Genomic DNA, 16,145 nt, shown 5'->3' with positions numbered 1-16,145 from the left:
TGGGGTTTTATTTTGAGTTTTTTACGTTATAAACTATTATCATTTGAAATGTATATACCAATAAATTGCAACTTCATCACTTGTCTTATCCAAACCTTTATAAACAAGAAAATCAAATCCACCAATTACAAATCCACATTTTTCATAAAATTTACATGCTGCGACATTATTATTTTGCGTTTCAAGCATGATACCTGGCATATTTCCTTTTTTTGCCCACTGCTTTGCTTGATCAACTAATTTTTTGCCAACTCCGATTGTACGATATTTTTTATCTACCGTTATATCCTCTATGTAAGCATAGTGGTTCCAATTCTTTTTTAATACCATTAATCCAATGATTTGGTTATGTAACAGAGCTATGTAAATGACTTGATTAGGTTTATTCATATATTCATTGTAAGCCAGTTCTTCATTATCATCTTGATTTTGTAAATAACTTTTTTCATAACTTGGAACGTCTTCTACTGTATATTCTATGCGTCTATTTCCTTTGGAAAGAGAAAGAATTAACCGAGCATTCACTATAAAACTGTCATCAATCTCCGGGAGATTATCTAAATCATTTGTTTCTAACTCTCTAATTACAAGGTTCATCGGAGTACCTCCACATAATAATATTTCTTCTAGTTCTTCATTTGGTTCAAATGAATTCCAATTACAAAATTATAATAGAATTTCAATAGTACGGCCATCTCTGTATTTTATCTTTATACCGGTATGCTATTATCTTGAGGTGAAAATGTTATTTAGAAAGAGTAGTATTTTTTATTTTGGATGTATATCCAGTTTTCAAATTTAACTGTAGTAGAGAAACAAATATTTTTTTAAAGAGTGGATGTAATAGGCTATTCTTTAACTAATTTCGACATTATCTGCATTTTATCTTCACCTTCCTCTATTAATCTATTTATTGTAAATATCAGCTGAAGTTAATGTTTAGCTGCATAAATAATGAATATGAAAATGAGTAGGGAAAGGATCGAAACATAATGAAAGAATCACAAAATAAGAAAAAAACAAGTGTAGTAACTAAGGCAATACTATCTCTAGGAGTTGTTTTAGCAACGACCTTTTTCACGTTCTTTTTAATAGGGAAATGGAACTCTATCCCAGCGAAAGGGGTAGCTAATGAAAATATTAGGCTAGCTAATACGCAACAACAAGGAAAGAAAGAAGACACATCGCTGGCAAAACAGAAAAGAGCTGATGGAAAACCAGTAGGAAAGGTTGTTTATTTAACATTTGATGACGGTCCTAGCGAATTAACTGGCAAATTTTTAGATGTACTAAAAGAGCAACATGTTGCTTCGACATTTTTTATGCAAGGTAGCAATTTACAGAATACCGGTTTTCAGGAAAATGTAAAACGAGCAGTAAAAGAAGGACATTATATTGGTGCACATAGTATGACACATAATAGTGATAAGCTATACAAAAAAGGACAATTTGTAACGGAGATGAAAGAAACGTTAGCTCTTATTCATAATATTACAGGTACAACCCCTAAACTAGTCCGTCCCCCATACGGATCTGCACCAGGATTAAAGGGGCAGGACATTCGTAACAAAATTGTAGAAGCAGGAATAAAAGTTTGGGATTGGACGATAGATTCAAATGATTGGAAATTAAAAGGTAACCCACAGCAAATTATAGAAAATGTAAAGCGTACAACAACAGAAGATGTGGAAGTAGTTCTAATGCATGAAAAACTACAGACATTACAAGCGCTTCCGGAAATTATTAAATTTTATAAGGAAAAAGGATATGAATTCGGGGTATACAATGAAGCGGATCATTTTCAACTAAACTTCCAGAAAGATCAACGTCTATAGTATCAAATAAATAAATTAAGAGCATGTTCTGATTTATCTTTCTTCAGAACATGCTTTTTTTGCTCGCTTCTATAAGCTTATTACTACCAATTTAACAAAGCAGAATTTACAAGTTACTTTATGGATACCTCATTTTAGAATAACTAACTTATAGAAAAAATTGAATAATTTTCATGTGTAAGGAAATTTTAAGAAGGATATAGAGGGGATATTTTCCTTTTGTTTTCTAGATAAATGATTACTTACAAAAAAACATTTAGTGGAACGGTTTTTTAAAGCTATTCTGTCAAGAAATTACTAACAATTGGGTTCAAAACATAAACCACTCGATAAATGGGGTAGTATGATGAAAAAACTTAGTAGAAAGCGTTTGAGAAAAGATATTCAGGAACTTGAGAGTGCAAGTATGCTGCTCCAAAATGATCAAGAGTGCGAACTCAAGCAGAGTGTATCTGCGAATGAAGAAGTTTTGAGACAAGTTTTTGAAAATTGTTCCGATATTGTTTTTCGTCCAATAATCATAGATAGTCAAAATAAAATTCTTTTTATTTATATAGATGGATTAATTGACACTAAAGTTGTGGAACAAGTTGTTTTGAAACCAATGATGTTCGAAGGTCTGCCTAGTGGAGTAAAGAGTGTGGATTCGGTAGGAGAAATTATACAAAATCAGCTAATTGCGGTTTCTCAAGTAAAGACAATCTCTAAAGTTCGTGAGGTTATAGAAGCAGTATTGAAAGCGAATGTTGTCATTTTAACAGAAGGAGAAAGTCAAGCTCTAGTCGCTGATTTAAAAGGTTTTGAAAAACGAGGTATTGAAGAGCCGGCTGCCGAGATCTCTGTTCGTGGCCCTCGGGACGGGTTTACGGAAACGATAAGGGTCAATACGAGCCTGATTCGCCGAAGAATTCGAAGCCAAAAACTAAAAATGGAACCTTATTCGATTGGGGAATTGTCACAGACAGATGTGGTAATTGCTTATATTGAGGGAATTGCACCTGATTCGGTTTTGGATGAAGTTCGCCAAAGGGTAAAGCGAATTCAAATTGATGGAGTATTGGAGTCAGCTTTCATTGAAGAGTTTATTGAGGACCAACCCTTTTCACCCTTTCCACAAATTCAAAATACTGAGCGGCCAGATGCGGTTTGTGCAAGTTTATTAGAGGGGAAAGTCGCCATTTTAGTAGATAACACACCTTTCGTTTTGATTGTTCCTATGACATTTTGGACTGGTCTACAAGCAGCGGAGGATTATTATGAACGCTCCATCTACACAACTTTTGTTCGATGGATACGTTTAATATTAATTAATATTTCATTATTTCTTCCTTCTCTCTATGTTGCTATTACAACCTTTCATCCTAAATTAATACCGACAAATTTGCTTATTAGTATTGCAGCTGCGCGAGAAGGCATTCCGTTCCCGGCTGTCATAGAAGCGCTAATGATGGAGTTTTTATTTGAAGGCTTGAGGGAAGCGGGGGTTCGGTTACCAAAACCTGTTGGATCAGCAGTTAGTATTGTCGGAGCACTTGTTATCGGGCAAGCTGCTGTGCAAGCAGGTATTATTTCCGCACCTTTGGTCATTGTTGTGGCGACGACCGGTATTGCGTCATTTGCGTTCCCGCGCTACAACTTAGGAACAGCTTACCGGATGTTACGCTTTCCGATGCTGTTATTGGCAGGGATGCTCGGGCTATACGGTGTTGCAATAAGTACCCTTGCGATTTTGATTCATTTAACTAACATTCGTTCTTTTGGCATTCCGTATTTAAGTCCAGTTGCACCACAGACTCCTCGTGATTTAAAGGATGTTTTTCTCCGAACACCTCGTTGGAATATGACCCACCGCCCAATAATGGTATCTGGTGAAGAGAAAGTCCGTTTTCCAGGTGGACAAAAGCCAGATGAGAAACGGGGAGGGGAAACAGAATGAGCCTGCACAAGGCACTCTGTATGATACTGGTCATTTCTTTATGCTTCTTGACGGGATGTTGGGATCGGACAGAATTAAATGATTTGGCAATAGAATTAGGATGGGGACTTGATCAAGCGAAGAATAATAAGATTGAAATTAGTGCTCAGTTTATTATTCCATCAAAAATGGGGATGGGACAGAGCGGAAGAAGTAATGCAGGAAAAGCGTTTTTTACAGAATCGGGAACGGGAAGGGATACACATGAAGCTATACAAATGATGCAAACAAAAATGTCGAGAGAAATTTTTCGAGGGCACCAGCGTGTAATATTGATTGGAGAAAAAATGGCTAAAAGTGGTCTTGCTCCAGTTTTAGATGCATATAGCCGCGATCCTGATATTCGATTACGAGCAGGTGTGTTTGTCATAAAAGGGAATACTGCAAAAGATTTTCTGAAAGCATCCATCCCTTTAGAGTCTATCCCGGCACTTGGGGCACTTAAAGAGCATATGCAAATAGAGGCAGCGGGAGATATGTCTTTATTAAATTTTCTTATTGCTGGTACGAGTGATGGAATCACTCCGATTTTACCCGTTATTAAACTAAATATGTCTCATAAAAAAGGAAAAACTGAGGTCAAAGGGTTTCAAATTGTAGGCGGTGCTATATTTAACAACGATTTCAAATTGGTAGGATACTTGAACATGCAGGAATGGTTAACTACTCTTTGGATAGTGAATCGTTTAAGTAAACAGACAGTTACAGCAACGGCCTCTAAAGGAAATGGTAGTGCAAGTTTATATATGACAAAGATCAATAGAAAAATCATACCTACTATACAAGGGGACACAATTAAGTGTGACATTGTTTTTTCTGGTGAAGGAACAATTCAGGAGAACAATACGAATTTAGATCTTTCGCAGCCAAAAAATCTTACTCTTTTAGAACGTGTATTGGAAAAACAGTCCGAAAAGGAAGCTCTCCAAACTATTAAAAAGGTTCAAAAACAATACGGAACCGATATCTTTGGATTTGGAGAAGCCATTCATCAAAAATATCCATCCGAATGGAAAGGGTTAAAAAAGAATTGGAGTAAACAATTTCGAAAAGTGGAGGTTTCTGTTCATACACAGCTCACTATTCGGCGAGTAGGACTGACTGGACCACCGTTGCAGTTGAAGAAAAATGAAATGAAAAAATAAGGAGGAATATAGAGTGTGAGAAATTCGATGAAAATCTCTGGCAGGCAAATCTTTTGGATGATGTTCACATTTGAAGTGGGACAATCACTCCTTCTAGTTATTCCAGCGACGATTCGTACTGTCAAACAAGATGCGTGGATCTCGATTTTGATTGCAGGAGTGATAGGGGTTGCTCTTACTTTTTTGGCAACTACACTTGGTTCGCTTTATCCGAAACAAACTCTCATTGAATTTAGTCAAACTATTCTTGGTAAATGGCTAGGAAAGCTACTGATGATTCCTTACTTCTTTGGGTGGTACATGATAATTTGGATAACCGTCCGTGAATTTGGTGAATTCATTATTATCGCTTTGTTTCATAATACACCTTTGTGGGTCATTGTCTTTACTGCGATGTTATTGCTCATTTTTATCATTTACCAAGGAGGGGTGGAAGGAATTGGACGTTTAAGTGAAATCATAGGGCCAATTGTACTTTTAATGATAACGTTTGTAATCATTTTGAATGTTGGCAATATGAATTGGGATTATATGCGGCCTATTTATCACGATTCTGGCTGGCTTCCAATCCTTAAAGGTTCCTATACTCCTGTAGCCGCATTTTTTTGAGAGGCTGTTATGATGATGATGTTCGTTTTCTTTATGGATAAACCAGAGCAAGCGTCATCAAGGGCGATGTTGGGGGTAGGATTAGCCGTTTTCATGGTAACGATTGGAACATTAGCGGTCATTTTAACATTCGGTCCGAATTTATCTTCAAGTTTTTTGTATCCGGTTTACGATTTGAGCCGATACATATCTGTCATGGAGTTCATTCAAAATGTGGATATTTTGATAGTTATTATTTGGTTTTTTAGTATTTTTGTGAAATTGGCGTTATACATGTTTATCGCTTGTTATGGAACAGCACAAATATTTCATTTGAAGGATTGGCGAAAAGTAGCGTTAGTTCTTGCTCCTATTTCGTTCATCATAGCTGTGTCAGTTAAAAATATCCAAACATTTACCCATTATTACTACATATTTTTCGTAATTCCAATTGCATTTCCCGTTTATGAGCTAGGGATTCCTTTACTGTTATTGGTGGTTGGCAAAATTCGAAGGAAATATGCATAAACTCAATCGGTAATATGTTTGGAGGGCAGGTATACTTTTAGTTTTTTGACTAATATAAAAAGAGAAAAATCCTATTCATAAGTGTAGGATTTTTTGTTTGTATATTACGTTACAAGAGTTTTCTTATTTTCTCCGGAATGTCCTTTTTGAAATCTATGCAACAGAGTCTTTATAGTAAGAGTATTTTGTCGGGGGATAATCAAAAAATGCATATTACAATATAAAAATTCACCTTAATACTAAAGAATACATGACAACGATTCCTATAAATTCTTCTCAATAATTGAAAATAAAATCAATCCAGATTATTATATTGTTATTGTAATTATAAATGTAATTACATTTTATTGAAGGAGGATACAAAGATGAAAAACTCAAAAGGCTCTATTGAATCAGAGATAAGCAAAGCAATTACTCACTGGGAAAAGGACTACCTAGGACGCGGGTCTATATCCGTTAAGACAGATATATTACGGGATATGATTATCGTAAATTTACAAGGTATTTTAACGCCAGCTGAATATACGGTTTGCGAAACAAAAGACGGTATGCTAACGATAAAGAAAAATCGTTCGGAGCTAGTTGAATCTGGAATTGAAGATTTGAAAGAGATTATACTAGAATTAACTGGAGAAAAAGTGAAAAGTTTTCATACGGATATAAGCTCCCGTACTGGTGAACGAGTAATGATTTTTAAATTGTTTCATAATCTTGAGGAAAAATTTTAAAAATTAAAACCATCGTAGGGTTAGTGGGAGATAATTAAGAAACCTAAAAGTTTTGCGCTTTATTTAAATTTATTAACATGATAATAATTAATAACTTGAAATTATTTACGTATACTGAATTTTAATTGGAATAACGCTCAAAAAAACTGATAAATAAATTGACAAACTGCTTAATATAGTTTATCTTATAATTGTTTTAAAAAATTAATAGATGCTTATTTTAACTGTTTGCTATAATTAAGGCTTTAGCATTTTTTTAATATGTAATATTGACTAAATGAAAAAGTTTCTTAATTGAAAGATAGCGCATAACATAAATTGATATATTGATTGCATAATCTAGGAGATCAGAGATATACTGTTATTTTTAATAGGAGTAATACATACATTACTATCCTCTATAAAATGGGAGCTCTTCAAAAAACTTTATTGAAGTTAGTTGAAGTGAAACCGACAATCTCCATAATTCAATGATGATATAAAATCATTGAATTATGGAAGTTGTCGGTTTTTTTTATGGGAAAAAACGATGTACTAAAAAGAGTGAATGAAAATTGAAATTTAAAAAACTATCGTAATGAAAAGGAATTTTTATAGGCTATTTTCGCTTAGAAGGGAGTATTTAACATGTTAATTTCGCTGAGTTCATCAACACTGTTAACTTTATTTTTTATGGCGCTTAGTGCTTCTTGGCTAAGTGGATTATTATTTTTACATGCAAGGATACCTTTACGTTTTGTTCATATCCATATTGGTATCGCTGCTTTACCTTCATTGGTTTCTTTACTCGCACTTGTTAATAACAATGGAGATAGAGTTGTGGGGCCTTGGCATCTAGATACTTTAGCTTGGTTAATGGCTTTCTTTGTTCTTACAATTGGTTTAATCATTCAGCGTTTCTCTGTACGTTATTTAATGGGAGATCGTTCATATCGAAAATACTTTGCACTTTTTACATTTACTACAGGTATATCTTCGGTTGCATGGTTAAGTGATGATCTTCGCTTAATGCTCATTTGTTGGGGAGTAACGCTTATAGGATTGGTTCTACTTATAGGGCTAAATAAAGGGTGGAAAGTAGTTAGTGAAGCAACTAAAATCTCTAGCTACCTATTTACAATAAGTTGGATTGCCTTACTATCAGCTATCATTTGGCTTTTTCAAGTAACAGGACAGTGGCAGTTAACATCAGTTTTAACGAATGAAAATGTAGTGCTACATGGAACATTGGAGAGAACAGGAATTAACTTATTAATTATATTAGCGGTGATGATTCCAGCAGCACAATGGCCTTTTCAAAGATGGTTAATTGAGTCTGCTGTTGCTCCAACTCCTGTTTCTGCTATTATGCATGCGGGTTTAGTAAATGCTGGCGGTATCATGTTAACTAGATTTTCACCTCTTTTTCATGATGATATTGCACAAATAATTTTACTAATTTTCTCTAGTATTTCTATCTTAATAGGTACAGGAATTAGTTTAGTCCAAGTTGATTATAAACGTCAGCTAGTAGGTTCAACTATTGCACAAATGGGATTTATGCTTATTCAATGTGCATTAGGCGCCTATTTAGCGGCTATTATTCATTTAATTTTACATGGTTTGTTTAAAGCTACACTATTTTTACAAGCTGGTTCTTCCGTGCAACGTTTTGGGGTAGTGAATCAGTCTAATGAAAAGATGTCCAATTTATGGATTATAGTTGGGCGTGTTTTAGGATTATTTATAGCAATTACTTTCTGGTTTATGACTTCTGGAGAGGGGTATCAACTAGTTAGTGCGTTAATCTTAGGCTGGTCACTATACTTTTCATGGAAACAGCTTGTTGTTTTTGGAGAGGGAAGAATGGGACGAATTGCTGGCGTAATTGTTTTGATTGGATTTTCTCTCATTTACTTTACCGTTCATAATTCTCTTTATAAATGGTTGCATACTGATATTTATCAAAGTGTTCAACCTTCAGCTCCAGCCGTTATCTTTGTTATATGTATTTTACTATTTAGTAGTGTTATTAGTACTTTCGTTACTCGTCATCAATCTTCTACTTTATTCGCTGTACTTTATCTTTGGTTAGTTCGAGTAGGTGAGGCGAGACGAAAGTCAGTAGAAAGTCACCCAAGCTATCTGAAACATTATGTATCAAAGGGAGGTAATTCGTGATGAGCATACCGTCAATATTAAAGAAAGATACAAACATTGATATGCAAGAAAATAATATAAATGATTTAGTTGCATCTGCTAGCCGAGTTATTGCGCCACTTTGGCCTATCTCTACGTTTGCAGCTCACCACCCTTGGATGGGACTTGAAAAGCAATCATTTGAACAAGTCGCAAATTGGTTAAAAGAAGCTCGTAATGTGGATATTTATCCTAGTGCCTCCATGATTCATTCGGCAAAAGCGAAAGGTGAGATTGAGGAATCATTTTTACAAATGAGTTTGTCTCGTTGGCTGGATTCACAATCTTTTCATATTCCGCGAGAGAAAGCAGAGCGATTTTGCCAAGCAGCTTTAAAGTTAGAAAAATTACCTTCTAGTCTATTATCATCGCCAGAAGTAAATAAATTGGCAGAAGAAATGAATTATATAAATACAGCAAGTATGCAAGCCTCTGTTATGCAGCCAATAAGTTCGCTTATAGAGAGTCAAAATAGTGAAAACCTATCTGATGTTCTTAATTATCATATCATTAAATGGTGTAAATTATATCTTGATGAATCCGGATCAAATTGGACGATGCCAAATCGAGAGAAAGGTTTTTATCGTGCATGGCAACACCTTATTAAATTTGATCCAGCGCTCAGTAAAAATGAGCGTAAAGTTTTAAAAAATTGGCCACAAGATGCCGAAGTAGCTTTAGCGAGAGCATTATCTGAACTAGGAATTTCTGAATCTAACATACAATCTTACCTTGAAGGGCACTTACTTTCTTTGCCTGGGTGGGCAGGAATGATACGATGGCGCTCACAACAATCAATTCAGGAACAGGAACTTCTCATAGAATATTTAGCAGTTCGAATTTCTATGGAGCTGGCTATTGTAAAACCTTATTTACCTTTAAAAAATCAAAAGGTTGAGAAAAAAGTTTCGATCGTCCCACTTATAGCTTCTTGGATCTATTGGGGGAATATTTCAACACGGGAATGGTTACAAATGCCTGCTACTGAACAAAGTGAATTATTAGTATTCGCTTATCGTTTTGATGAAAATATTCGCAAGAAACTTTGGCTGGAAGCTTGGGAACAAACGCATGCAGAGCAATTAAGGGAGAAGATTGCTTCTACACAACGTGCAACCAATGATAAAAAGCGTGTATTAGCTCAATTAGCATTCTGTATTGATGTACGTTCAGAACCGTTTCGTCGCCACCTTGAAAAATTAGGTCCGTTTGAAACATTTGGAATAGCTGGTTTCTTTGGGTTACCAATTGCAACTAGTGAACTAGGTAGTAATAACAACCATCCTTCTTTGCCAGTTATACTCAAACCGAAACATCAAATAAAAGAGCTCACAAATGAAAATGAACTTAAATCTTATGAGCAACGTAAGAGGGTAGGCAGTTCGGTACGTTATACTTTTAAAACGATGAAACAGAACGTACTGACAAGTATGGCGCTACCTGAGTTAAGTGGTCCTTTACTTGGTCTACAGATGGTGACAAGAAGCTTTGTCCCAAGAGGAGTTGGTGGTTTCATTCGTAACCTTCGTAAAACTATGTTACAAAAACCTGATACAACATTCTCGCTTAATCATGTTCATGACACAAAGGGGGAGATACCTATCGGTTTTACGAAAGAAGAAAAAGTGAACTATGTGCGTCAAGCTTTAAAAATGGTGGGACTGACAGAAAAATTTGCTCCTTTAGTTGTAATGTGCGGACATAGTAGTCAAAGTACGAACAATCCTTATGCTGCAGCACTTGAGTGTGGTGCTTGTGGCGGAGCAGCAGGAGGATTCAATGCAAGAGTTTTTGCTACTTTATGTAATCTCCCAGAAGTGAGAGAGGCGTTGTTTGTGGAAGGTATTAAAATTCCTGAGGATACCATTTTTGCAGCAGCTGAACATAAAACAACAGTGGACGAATTGGAATGGATTTACGTCCCAGAACTTTCGGAAACTGCGCAAGAAGCATTTGATTGTATCGAATCGATTATGCCAAATGTGAGCCAACATGCAAATAGAGAGCGTTTAACGCAATTACCAAATTTTAAAACGAAAATAAAAAATGCGAGTAAAGAGGCACATCGATTTGCAGAAGATTGGAGTGAAATACGTCCAGAATGGGGATTAGCTCGTAATGCATCTTTTATTATCGGGCAACGAGAATTAACTCAGGATTGTGACTTAGACGGTAGGGCTTTCCTTCATAATTATGATTGGAAACAGGATGAAAGTGGCGATATATTAGCTAACATTATTGCAGGACCAGGAACAGTAGCTCAGTGGATAAATCTACAATATTACGCTTCAACTGTAGCTCCTCATTATTATGGTAGTGGAAACAAAACAACCCAAACCGTAACCGCGGGTCTAGGTGTTATGCAGGGAAATGCAAGTGATTTGTTGCCAGGCTTACCTTGGCAATCCGTTATGCAGTCAGATAGTGAGACGTATCATTCACCACTTCGTTTACTAATTGTAATTCAAGCGCCTAGTCAATATATAGAACGTTTGCTAAATAATGATTTCACATTTCGAGAAAAAGTTCAAAATGGATGGGTTAGACTTGCAAGTGTTGATCCAGAGGGACACTGGAAAAACTGGTAACAATCATGTAATGAATTATCAACTATTATTACTAACTTAAAAGTTGCATAAATACAATAATGAAGAAGGAGTGCTCCATATGAATTCAAAGAATAAAAAAGTTTTATTGTTAACAGACATTAAACATGAAATAGAGCCTATTATCCAACAAGTAACTAACATTCAACAAGAAAACATGTTGACTATACACAGCTACGATTCTGTAATTGTACATCCTTATGGAGATATAATGAGATCTATTATTATTGCTATTTATCAAGAAAATGTTGAAGAAATTTTTGTTGTAGGAATAGAGGATAAAGAAACTGAGGTAGTTAATATACAAATTCAACGTGATTCCATAAAAAATAAAAGGGAACTAGACTATCTCTTTGAAAATTGCATGCCTGAATTTTCAAGTGGTAGCCTTGATGAATGGCTAAGTGGAAAAGAAAATGTTAGTGAAAATATTGAGAAGAGTATAGATATGATTTGTCATCATCCACTAGTACCGTCTGATGTTAAAGTTCATGGTTTCAAGATTGATAGAACAGGGGAAAAAGAAACGGTTGTTAAAGTTTCTGTTAATAAAGTAGTGAAACAAATGTATTCTTATGTGTAAGTTATCGATAGATAAGCAACTTTTATTTGGTAGATACTATAATATGTTAAATATTTGGAGTTATTTCCTTTAAAAAGAGTAAAAGAAATCTTCTATAAATGGAGATCTTTTGCTCTTTTTATAATAAAAATAAAAAATTATTTGACGTTTTTTCGAAAAAATTTTTAAGACAAGGCTTTTAGGTTTATGAAAACCTTTATTCATGATAGCAAGATAATTTTGATAAGAAGTATATAGTAAGAATGATTTGGAGATACCGATGGGGATATAACTATTTTATTTAGGACGGTGCAATTAAAATGGATTTACAGAAAGGGAAATTATATTGGAACACGACTTTTTCTAATACACCTTCTTATCCTCGTTTGGACGAAGATATAAAATGTGACGTACTAATAATAGGAGCAGGAAGTTCGGGTGCTCAATCAGCATACTATTTGAGTGAATCAGATTTAAATATTGTTATCGTTGATAAAAGAAAGGTAGGACATGGAAGTAACCTTACAAATACAGCACTTATTCAATATTTAGGTGATAAGATGTTTTATGAACTTGTAAATACATTTGGGGAAGAGTATGCAGTTAAGCATATGAAATTATGTGAACAAGCTATTAATGATATTGAATATGCTGATCAAAACTTGCCTTATTGCTCTGACTTTAAACGACGTGACAGCTTATATTATGCAAGTTATGAAGAGGATATAAAGAAATTAGAAAAGGAACTGTATTATTTACATAAGCATGATTTTAAAGCGGTTTGGTTATCAGAAAAACAAATTGGACAGAGATATCCATTTAAAAAACGTGCAGCTATTTATACGTATAATGATGGTGAAATAAATCCTTATAAATTTACACATAGTTTATTAGAACAAGCCTCTAATAAAGGAGTTCACATTTATGAAGATACAGAGATTGTTGGCAAAAAGTTAGAGAAAGAATGTGCTATCTTTTATACAAAGGAGGGCAATTCTATTACTGCCAATAAAGTAATTGTGGCTGCAGGATATGAAGGATTGGAATTTAAAAAGGAAAAGAACGCTACACTGATTAGCTCATATGCAATTGTTACTAATCCTGTGGAAGATTTATCTTCTTGGTATAAACGCACTCTCATTTGGGAAACTGCGAGACCATATATTTATATGAGAACTACTGTAGATAATAGGATTATTATAGGTGGATTAGATGAAGATACAAACATTGCTCAAGAAAGAGATTCAAAATTAATCCATAAAAAAGAGAAATTAGTGAATGAATTTAATAAGCTCTTTCCCAATATAACAGTTGAACCTGAATTTTATTTAAGTGCTTTTTATGGTGGTACTCATGATGGTTTACCTATAATTGGAATGTATGAAGAGTTTCCAAATTGTCACTTTATCTATGCGTATGGAGATAATGGATTAGTTTATAGTATGGTACTTTCTAAAATTGTTCGAGATATAATTATTAACGGTTCAAGTCCAGATTTGAATTTATATTTACAAACTAGACCAAAACTAAATGAGTAAACTGCATGTATACAAAATCATAGTAGTAAGGAGCTTATTTAGGATTCCATTATAAAAAAAGCTATTTTAAATGTATTAGTTTCATGTGACTATTTGTTATGTTTATGAATGCTTAAATAAAGCATTCATAAACAATATTATTTGTTAAATCCATTCATTTTACTAAGTTCAGTTATTTGTATAATCCATTCTTTTTTTAGGTAGGGTAGAGTTGCTTGGATATGATGATATTCCCATTCTTCCTCAATGGTAGGGTAAAGATTAAATAAGTATTTTTCTTCATCATTTGTTACACTTGCTTTAGGATTGCCAGTAAGTTTAAAATAAATGTCGCACCATCCGCTATAGTTTGTTAACATGAATAAAAAATTAGGACATGTGAATTCGATGAGGTATATTTCTTTCTCTAATTGAATATCTGATAGTAATTCTCTTGCAGTCTCATAAGTAGGCTTCTTTTGGTAACCATTGCATGAATGCCATGCCCAAATGGGTAAATCTATAATAAAGTCAATACCTTTCTGTTTCATGTGTCTTACAATGTATTTATATGCTGTGCAATCTTCTTTACTAACAAAAATAGGATCGGCTATAAGCTTACCTTCATTCAAAAGTGTATTTATGGCATTTTGGTTTTGAAAAGTCCATAGGATTGTTGAATCTATAGATGTATTTAAGTTTGATTGTTTATAAAATTGTTTTTTCATCTTTCTCTCCATTTTCTTTTTTATTTTATAAGAGTTTAAGATAAGTACAAAGTGCATTATATTTTTATCTTTATTAAGAGTTGGAAAAATCCATTAAAGAATAGAAGAGTTTGTTTGCAATTACAAAAAATGATTCTTATAATCATTTAAAAATAACAGAAGTATTTGTTCTAATAAAGAATGAATTTTGCTTTAAGAATGGGAAAGGATAGCCATGCAAAATAAAATTATTGTTATGTTTCAAAAAGATTTTCGTTTATATGATAACCCAGCTCTATTTGAGGCTGTTCAGTCTGGTGAGGTTCTTCCTGTATATATACAAGAGGAAACTTTTTCAATAGGAAGTGCGTCAAAGTGGTGGTTGCACCATGCTGTAATAGATGTAAAGAAGCAACTTGAGGCATTGGGCTCTACTTTAATAATTCGTAAAGGACGTACGGAGGAAGAAATACTTTCTCTCATAGAGCAATTAGATATAACGGCTGTATATTGGAATATTTGTTATGATCCGGACAGATTACAATCTAATCAAAAAATGAAAATGATGTTAGAGGATAAAGGTATTATCTGTAAAGAATTTAATTCGCATTTATTATTAGAACCGTGGATTATTAAAAAGAAAGATAACACTGAATATAAGGTGTTTACGCCTTTTTACAATGCATTTCAAAAGCAGGTAATACCTAAACCTTTTAGCAGAGTGCAGAGTATAAAGTGGGGAAACTCTTTACCAGCAAGCTTATCTGTTTCAGAATTACAATTGTTGCCGACTATACCGTGGACATCTCATATGGAAGTAATATGGGATCCGACAGAAGAAGGGGCATATAAAACATTCAAGAAATTTTTCTCTAGTAAACTAGTCTCTTATAGTGAAGGAAGAGATTTTCCAGGTCAAAATGTCCATTCGATGTTGGCACCGTATCTTTCATTTGGTCAAATATCAGTAAAGCTAATGTTTCATTACTTAATAAATAAAAGTACCGAAAGACAATGTAGTCTTTTTGAAAAACAAGTTAATAGCTTTATACGTCAATTAATTTGGCGAGAGTTTTCTTATTATTTACTATATCATTATCCATTTACAGTATATAAACCTCTTAATAAGAGCTTTGAACATTTTCCGTGGAATAAGGAAGAGGAGTTATTAAGAGTATGGCAAAAGGGGAAAACGGGTTATCCGTTTATTGATGCGGGAATGCGAGAACTATGGCAAACAGGTTTTATGCATAACCGGGCAAGAATGGCTGTAGCCTCTTTTCTTGTAAAGCATTTGTTAATTCCGTGGCAAGAAGGAGCAAAATGGTTTATGGATACACTACTAGATGCTGATATTGCAAATAATACAATGGGATGGCAATGGGTTGCTGGAAGTGGAGCAGATGCATCACCGTACTTTCGTATTTTTAACCCCATCACACAAGGAGAAAAGTTTGATAAAAATGGAGAGTATATAAGAAGATGGGTACCAGAATTAAAAGATATCCCAAACAAATATATATATAAGCCTTGGGAAGCACCTGAGCATATTTTACAAAAATCCAATATAAAACTTGGGGATACATATCCTTTTCCGATTGTTGATCATAAGGCAGCACGGGAGAGAGCCCTTTGTGCATATAAAAGTATGAAAGAATTTGTATGAAATAGGTTAAACAATATGTATTTTGAATTTTAATATTAGAATTTTATCCATTACAAGGACATACTAATCATATAAAGTTTCTATAGTCTTCTAGTAAAAAGGAGAATGTT

The 16,145-nt window shown here is 34.1% G+C and carries 11 protein-coding genes and 1 pseudogene; 10 read left to right on the top strand and 2 right to left on the bottom strand.

Features of this window, described 5'->3' with window-relative positions; all coding sequences use genetic code 11:
- Nucleotides 1-39: 39 nt before the first annotated feature.
- Nucleotides 40-597: a streptothricin N-acetyltransferase SatA gene (gene satA, locus GD442_RS14905; protein WP_001054999.1), complete on the bottom strand. Its 558-nt coding sequence runs from the start codon at nt 595-597 to the stop codon at nt 40-42.
- Nucleotides 598-992: 395 nt separating this feature from the next.
- Between satA and GD442_RS14900 the strand changes: the two genes are divergently transcribed.
- From GD442_RS14900 to GD442_RS14860, 9 genes and pseudogenes are all read left to right on the top strand, one after another.
- Nucleotides 993-1,835 carry a polysaccharide deacetylase family protein gene (locus tag GD442_RS14900; RefSeq protein WP_000665165.1) on the top strand — a complete coding sequence of 281 codons (843 nt, stop codon included), beginning with the start codon at nt 993-995 and terminating at the stop codon, nt 1,833-1,835.
- Nucleotides 1,836-2,178: 343 nt separating this feature from the next.
- On the top strand, nt 2,179-3,771 hold the full coding sequence (locus GD442_RS14895; protein WP_025688055.1) for a spore germination protein: 1,593 nt from the start codon (nt 2,179-2,181) through the stop codon (nt 3,769-3,771).
- Nucleotides 3,768-4,955, top strand: coding sequence for a Ger(x)C family spore germination protein (locus GD442_RS14890; RefSeq protein WP_000052110.1), 1,188 nt, complete (start codon nt 3,768-3,770; stop codon nt 4,953-4,955). The genes GD442_RS14895 and GD442_RS14890 overlap by 4 nt, the downstream gene beginning before the upstream one ends.
- A 27-nt stretch (nt 4,956-4,982) precedes the next feature.
- Nucleotides 4,983-6,071, top strand: a pseudogene (locus GD442_RS14885) (GerAB/ArcD/ProY family transporter).
- Between the two features lie 365 nt (nt 6,072-6,436).
- On the top strand, nt 6,437-6,799 hold the full coding sequence (locus GD442_RS14880; protein ID WP_000798162.1) for a Na-translocating system protein MpsC family protein: 363 nt from the start codon (nt 6,437-6,439) through the stop codon (nt 6,797-6,799).
- Nucleotides 6,800-7,426: 627 nt separating this feature from the next.
- Complete coding sequence (locus GD442_RS14875) at nt 7,427-8,959, top strand: NADH dehydrogenase subunit 5 (protein WP_000908919.1); 1,533 nt, start codon at nt 7,427-7,429, stop codon at nt 8,957-8,959.
- On the top strand, nt 8,959-11,565 hold the full coding sequence (locus tag GD442_RS14870; RefSeq protein ID WP_000026969.1) for a DUF2309 domain-containing protein: 2,607 nt from the start codon (nt 8,959-8,961) through the stop codon (nt 11,563-11,565). Before GD442_RS14875 ends, GD442_RS14870 begins: the two co-directional genes overlap by 1 nt.
- A gap of 79 nt (nt 11,566-11,644) precedes the next feature.
- Nucleotides 11,645-12,166 (top strand): carbonic anhydrase, encoded by a 522-nt coding sequence (locus GD442_RS14865; protein ID WP_001086256.1) that lies wholly within the window; start codon nt 11,645-11,647, stop codon nt 12,164-12,166.
- A gap of 299 nt (nt 12,167-12,465) precedes the next feature.
- Entirely contained in the window at nt 12,466-13,683 is a 1,218-nt protein-coding gene (locus tag GD442_RS14860; RefSeq protein ID WP_000365636.1) for an NAD(P)/FAD-dependent oxidoreductase, read from the top strand.
- A 137-nt stretch (nt 13,684-13,820) separates the two neighbouring features.
- On the opposite strand, the gene GD442_RS14855 is transcribed toward GD442_RS14860, so the two are convergent.
- Nucleotides 13,821-14,390: a DUF3841 domain-containing protein gene (locus GD442_RS14855; protein WP_000743889.1), complete on the bottom strand. Its 570-nt coding sequence runs from the start codon at nt 14,388-14,390 to the stop codon at nt 13,821-13,823.
- A 214-nt stretch (nt 14,391-14,604) separates the two neighbouring features.
- On the opposite strand from GD442_RS14855, the gene GD442_RS14850 reads away from it, so the two are divergent.
- Nucleotides 14,605-16,035, top strand: a complete 1,431-nt coding sequence (locus tag GD442_RS14850) for a cryptochrome/photolyase family protein (RefSeq protein ID WP_001179972.1) — start codon at nt 14,605-14,607, stop codon at nt 16,033-16,035.
- Nucleotides 16,036-16,145 lie beyond the last annotated feature (110 nt).

Source organism: Bacillus sp. A260 (assembly GCF_009861435.1).
Taxonomy (GTDB): domain Bacteria; phylum Bacillota; class Bacilli; order Bacillales; family Bacillaceae_G; genus Bacillus_A; species Bacillus_A cereus.
Note: the sequence above shows the minus strand (reverse complement) of the source record. Positions and strands in the feature narration are given on the sequence as shown.

Bases quoted from the DNA above. Each gene is read 5' to 3' on its own strand.
- satA (WP_001054999.1), bottom strand. From the start codon at position 597: ATGAACCTTGTAATTAGAGAGTTAGAAACAAATGATTTAGATAATCTC.
- GD442_RS14900 (WP_000665165.1), top strand. From the start codon at position 993: ATGAAAGAATCACAAAATAAGAAAAAAACAAGTGTAGTAACTAAGGCA.
- GD442_RS14895 (WP_025688055.1), top strand. From the start codon at position 2,179: ATGATGAAAAAACTTAGTAGAAAGCGTTTGAGAAAAGATATTCAGGAA.
- GD442_RS14890 (WP_000052110.1), top strand. From the start codon at position 3,768: ATGAGCCTGCACAAGGCACTCTGTATGATACTGGTCATTTCTTTATGC.
- GD442_RS14880 (WP_000798162.1), top strand. From the start codon at position 6,437: ATGAAAAACTCAAAAGGCTCTATTGAATCAGAGATAAGCAAAGCAATT.
- GD442_RS14875 (WP_000908919.1), top strand. From the start codon at position 7,427: ATGTTAATTTCGCTGAGTTCATCAACACTGTTAACTTTATTTTTTATG.
- GD442_RS14870 (WP_000026969.1), top strand. From the start codon at position 8,959: ATGAGCATACCGTCAATATTAAAGAAAGATACAAACATTGATATGCAA.
- GD442_RS14865 (WP_001086256.1), top strand. From the start codon at position 11,645: ATGAATTCAAAGAATAAAAAAGTTTTATTGTTAACAGACATTAAACAT.
- GD442_RS14860 (WP_000365636.1), top strand. From the start codon at position 12,466: ATGGATTTACAGAAAGGGAAATTATATTGGAACACGACTTTTTCTAAT.
- GD442_RS14855 (WP_000743889.1), bottom strand. From the start codon at position 14,390: ATGAAAAAACAATTTTATAAACAATCAAACTTAAATACATCTATAGAT.
- GD442_RS14850 (WP_001179972.1), top strand. From the start codon at position 14,605: ATGCAAAATAAAATTATTGTTATGTTTCAAAAAGATTTTCGTTTATAT.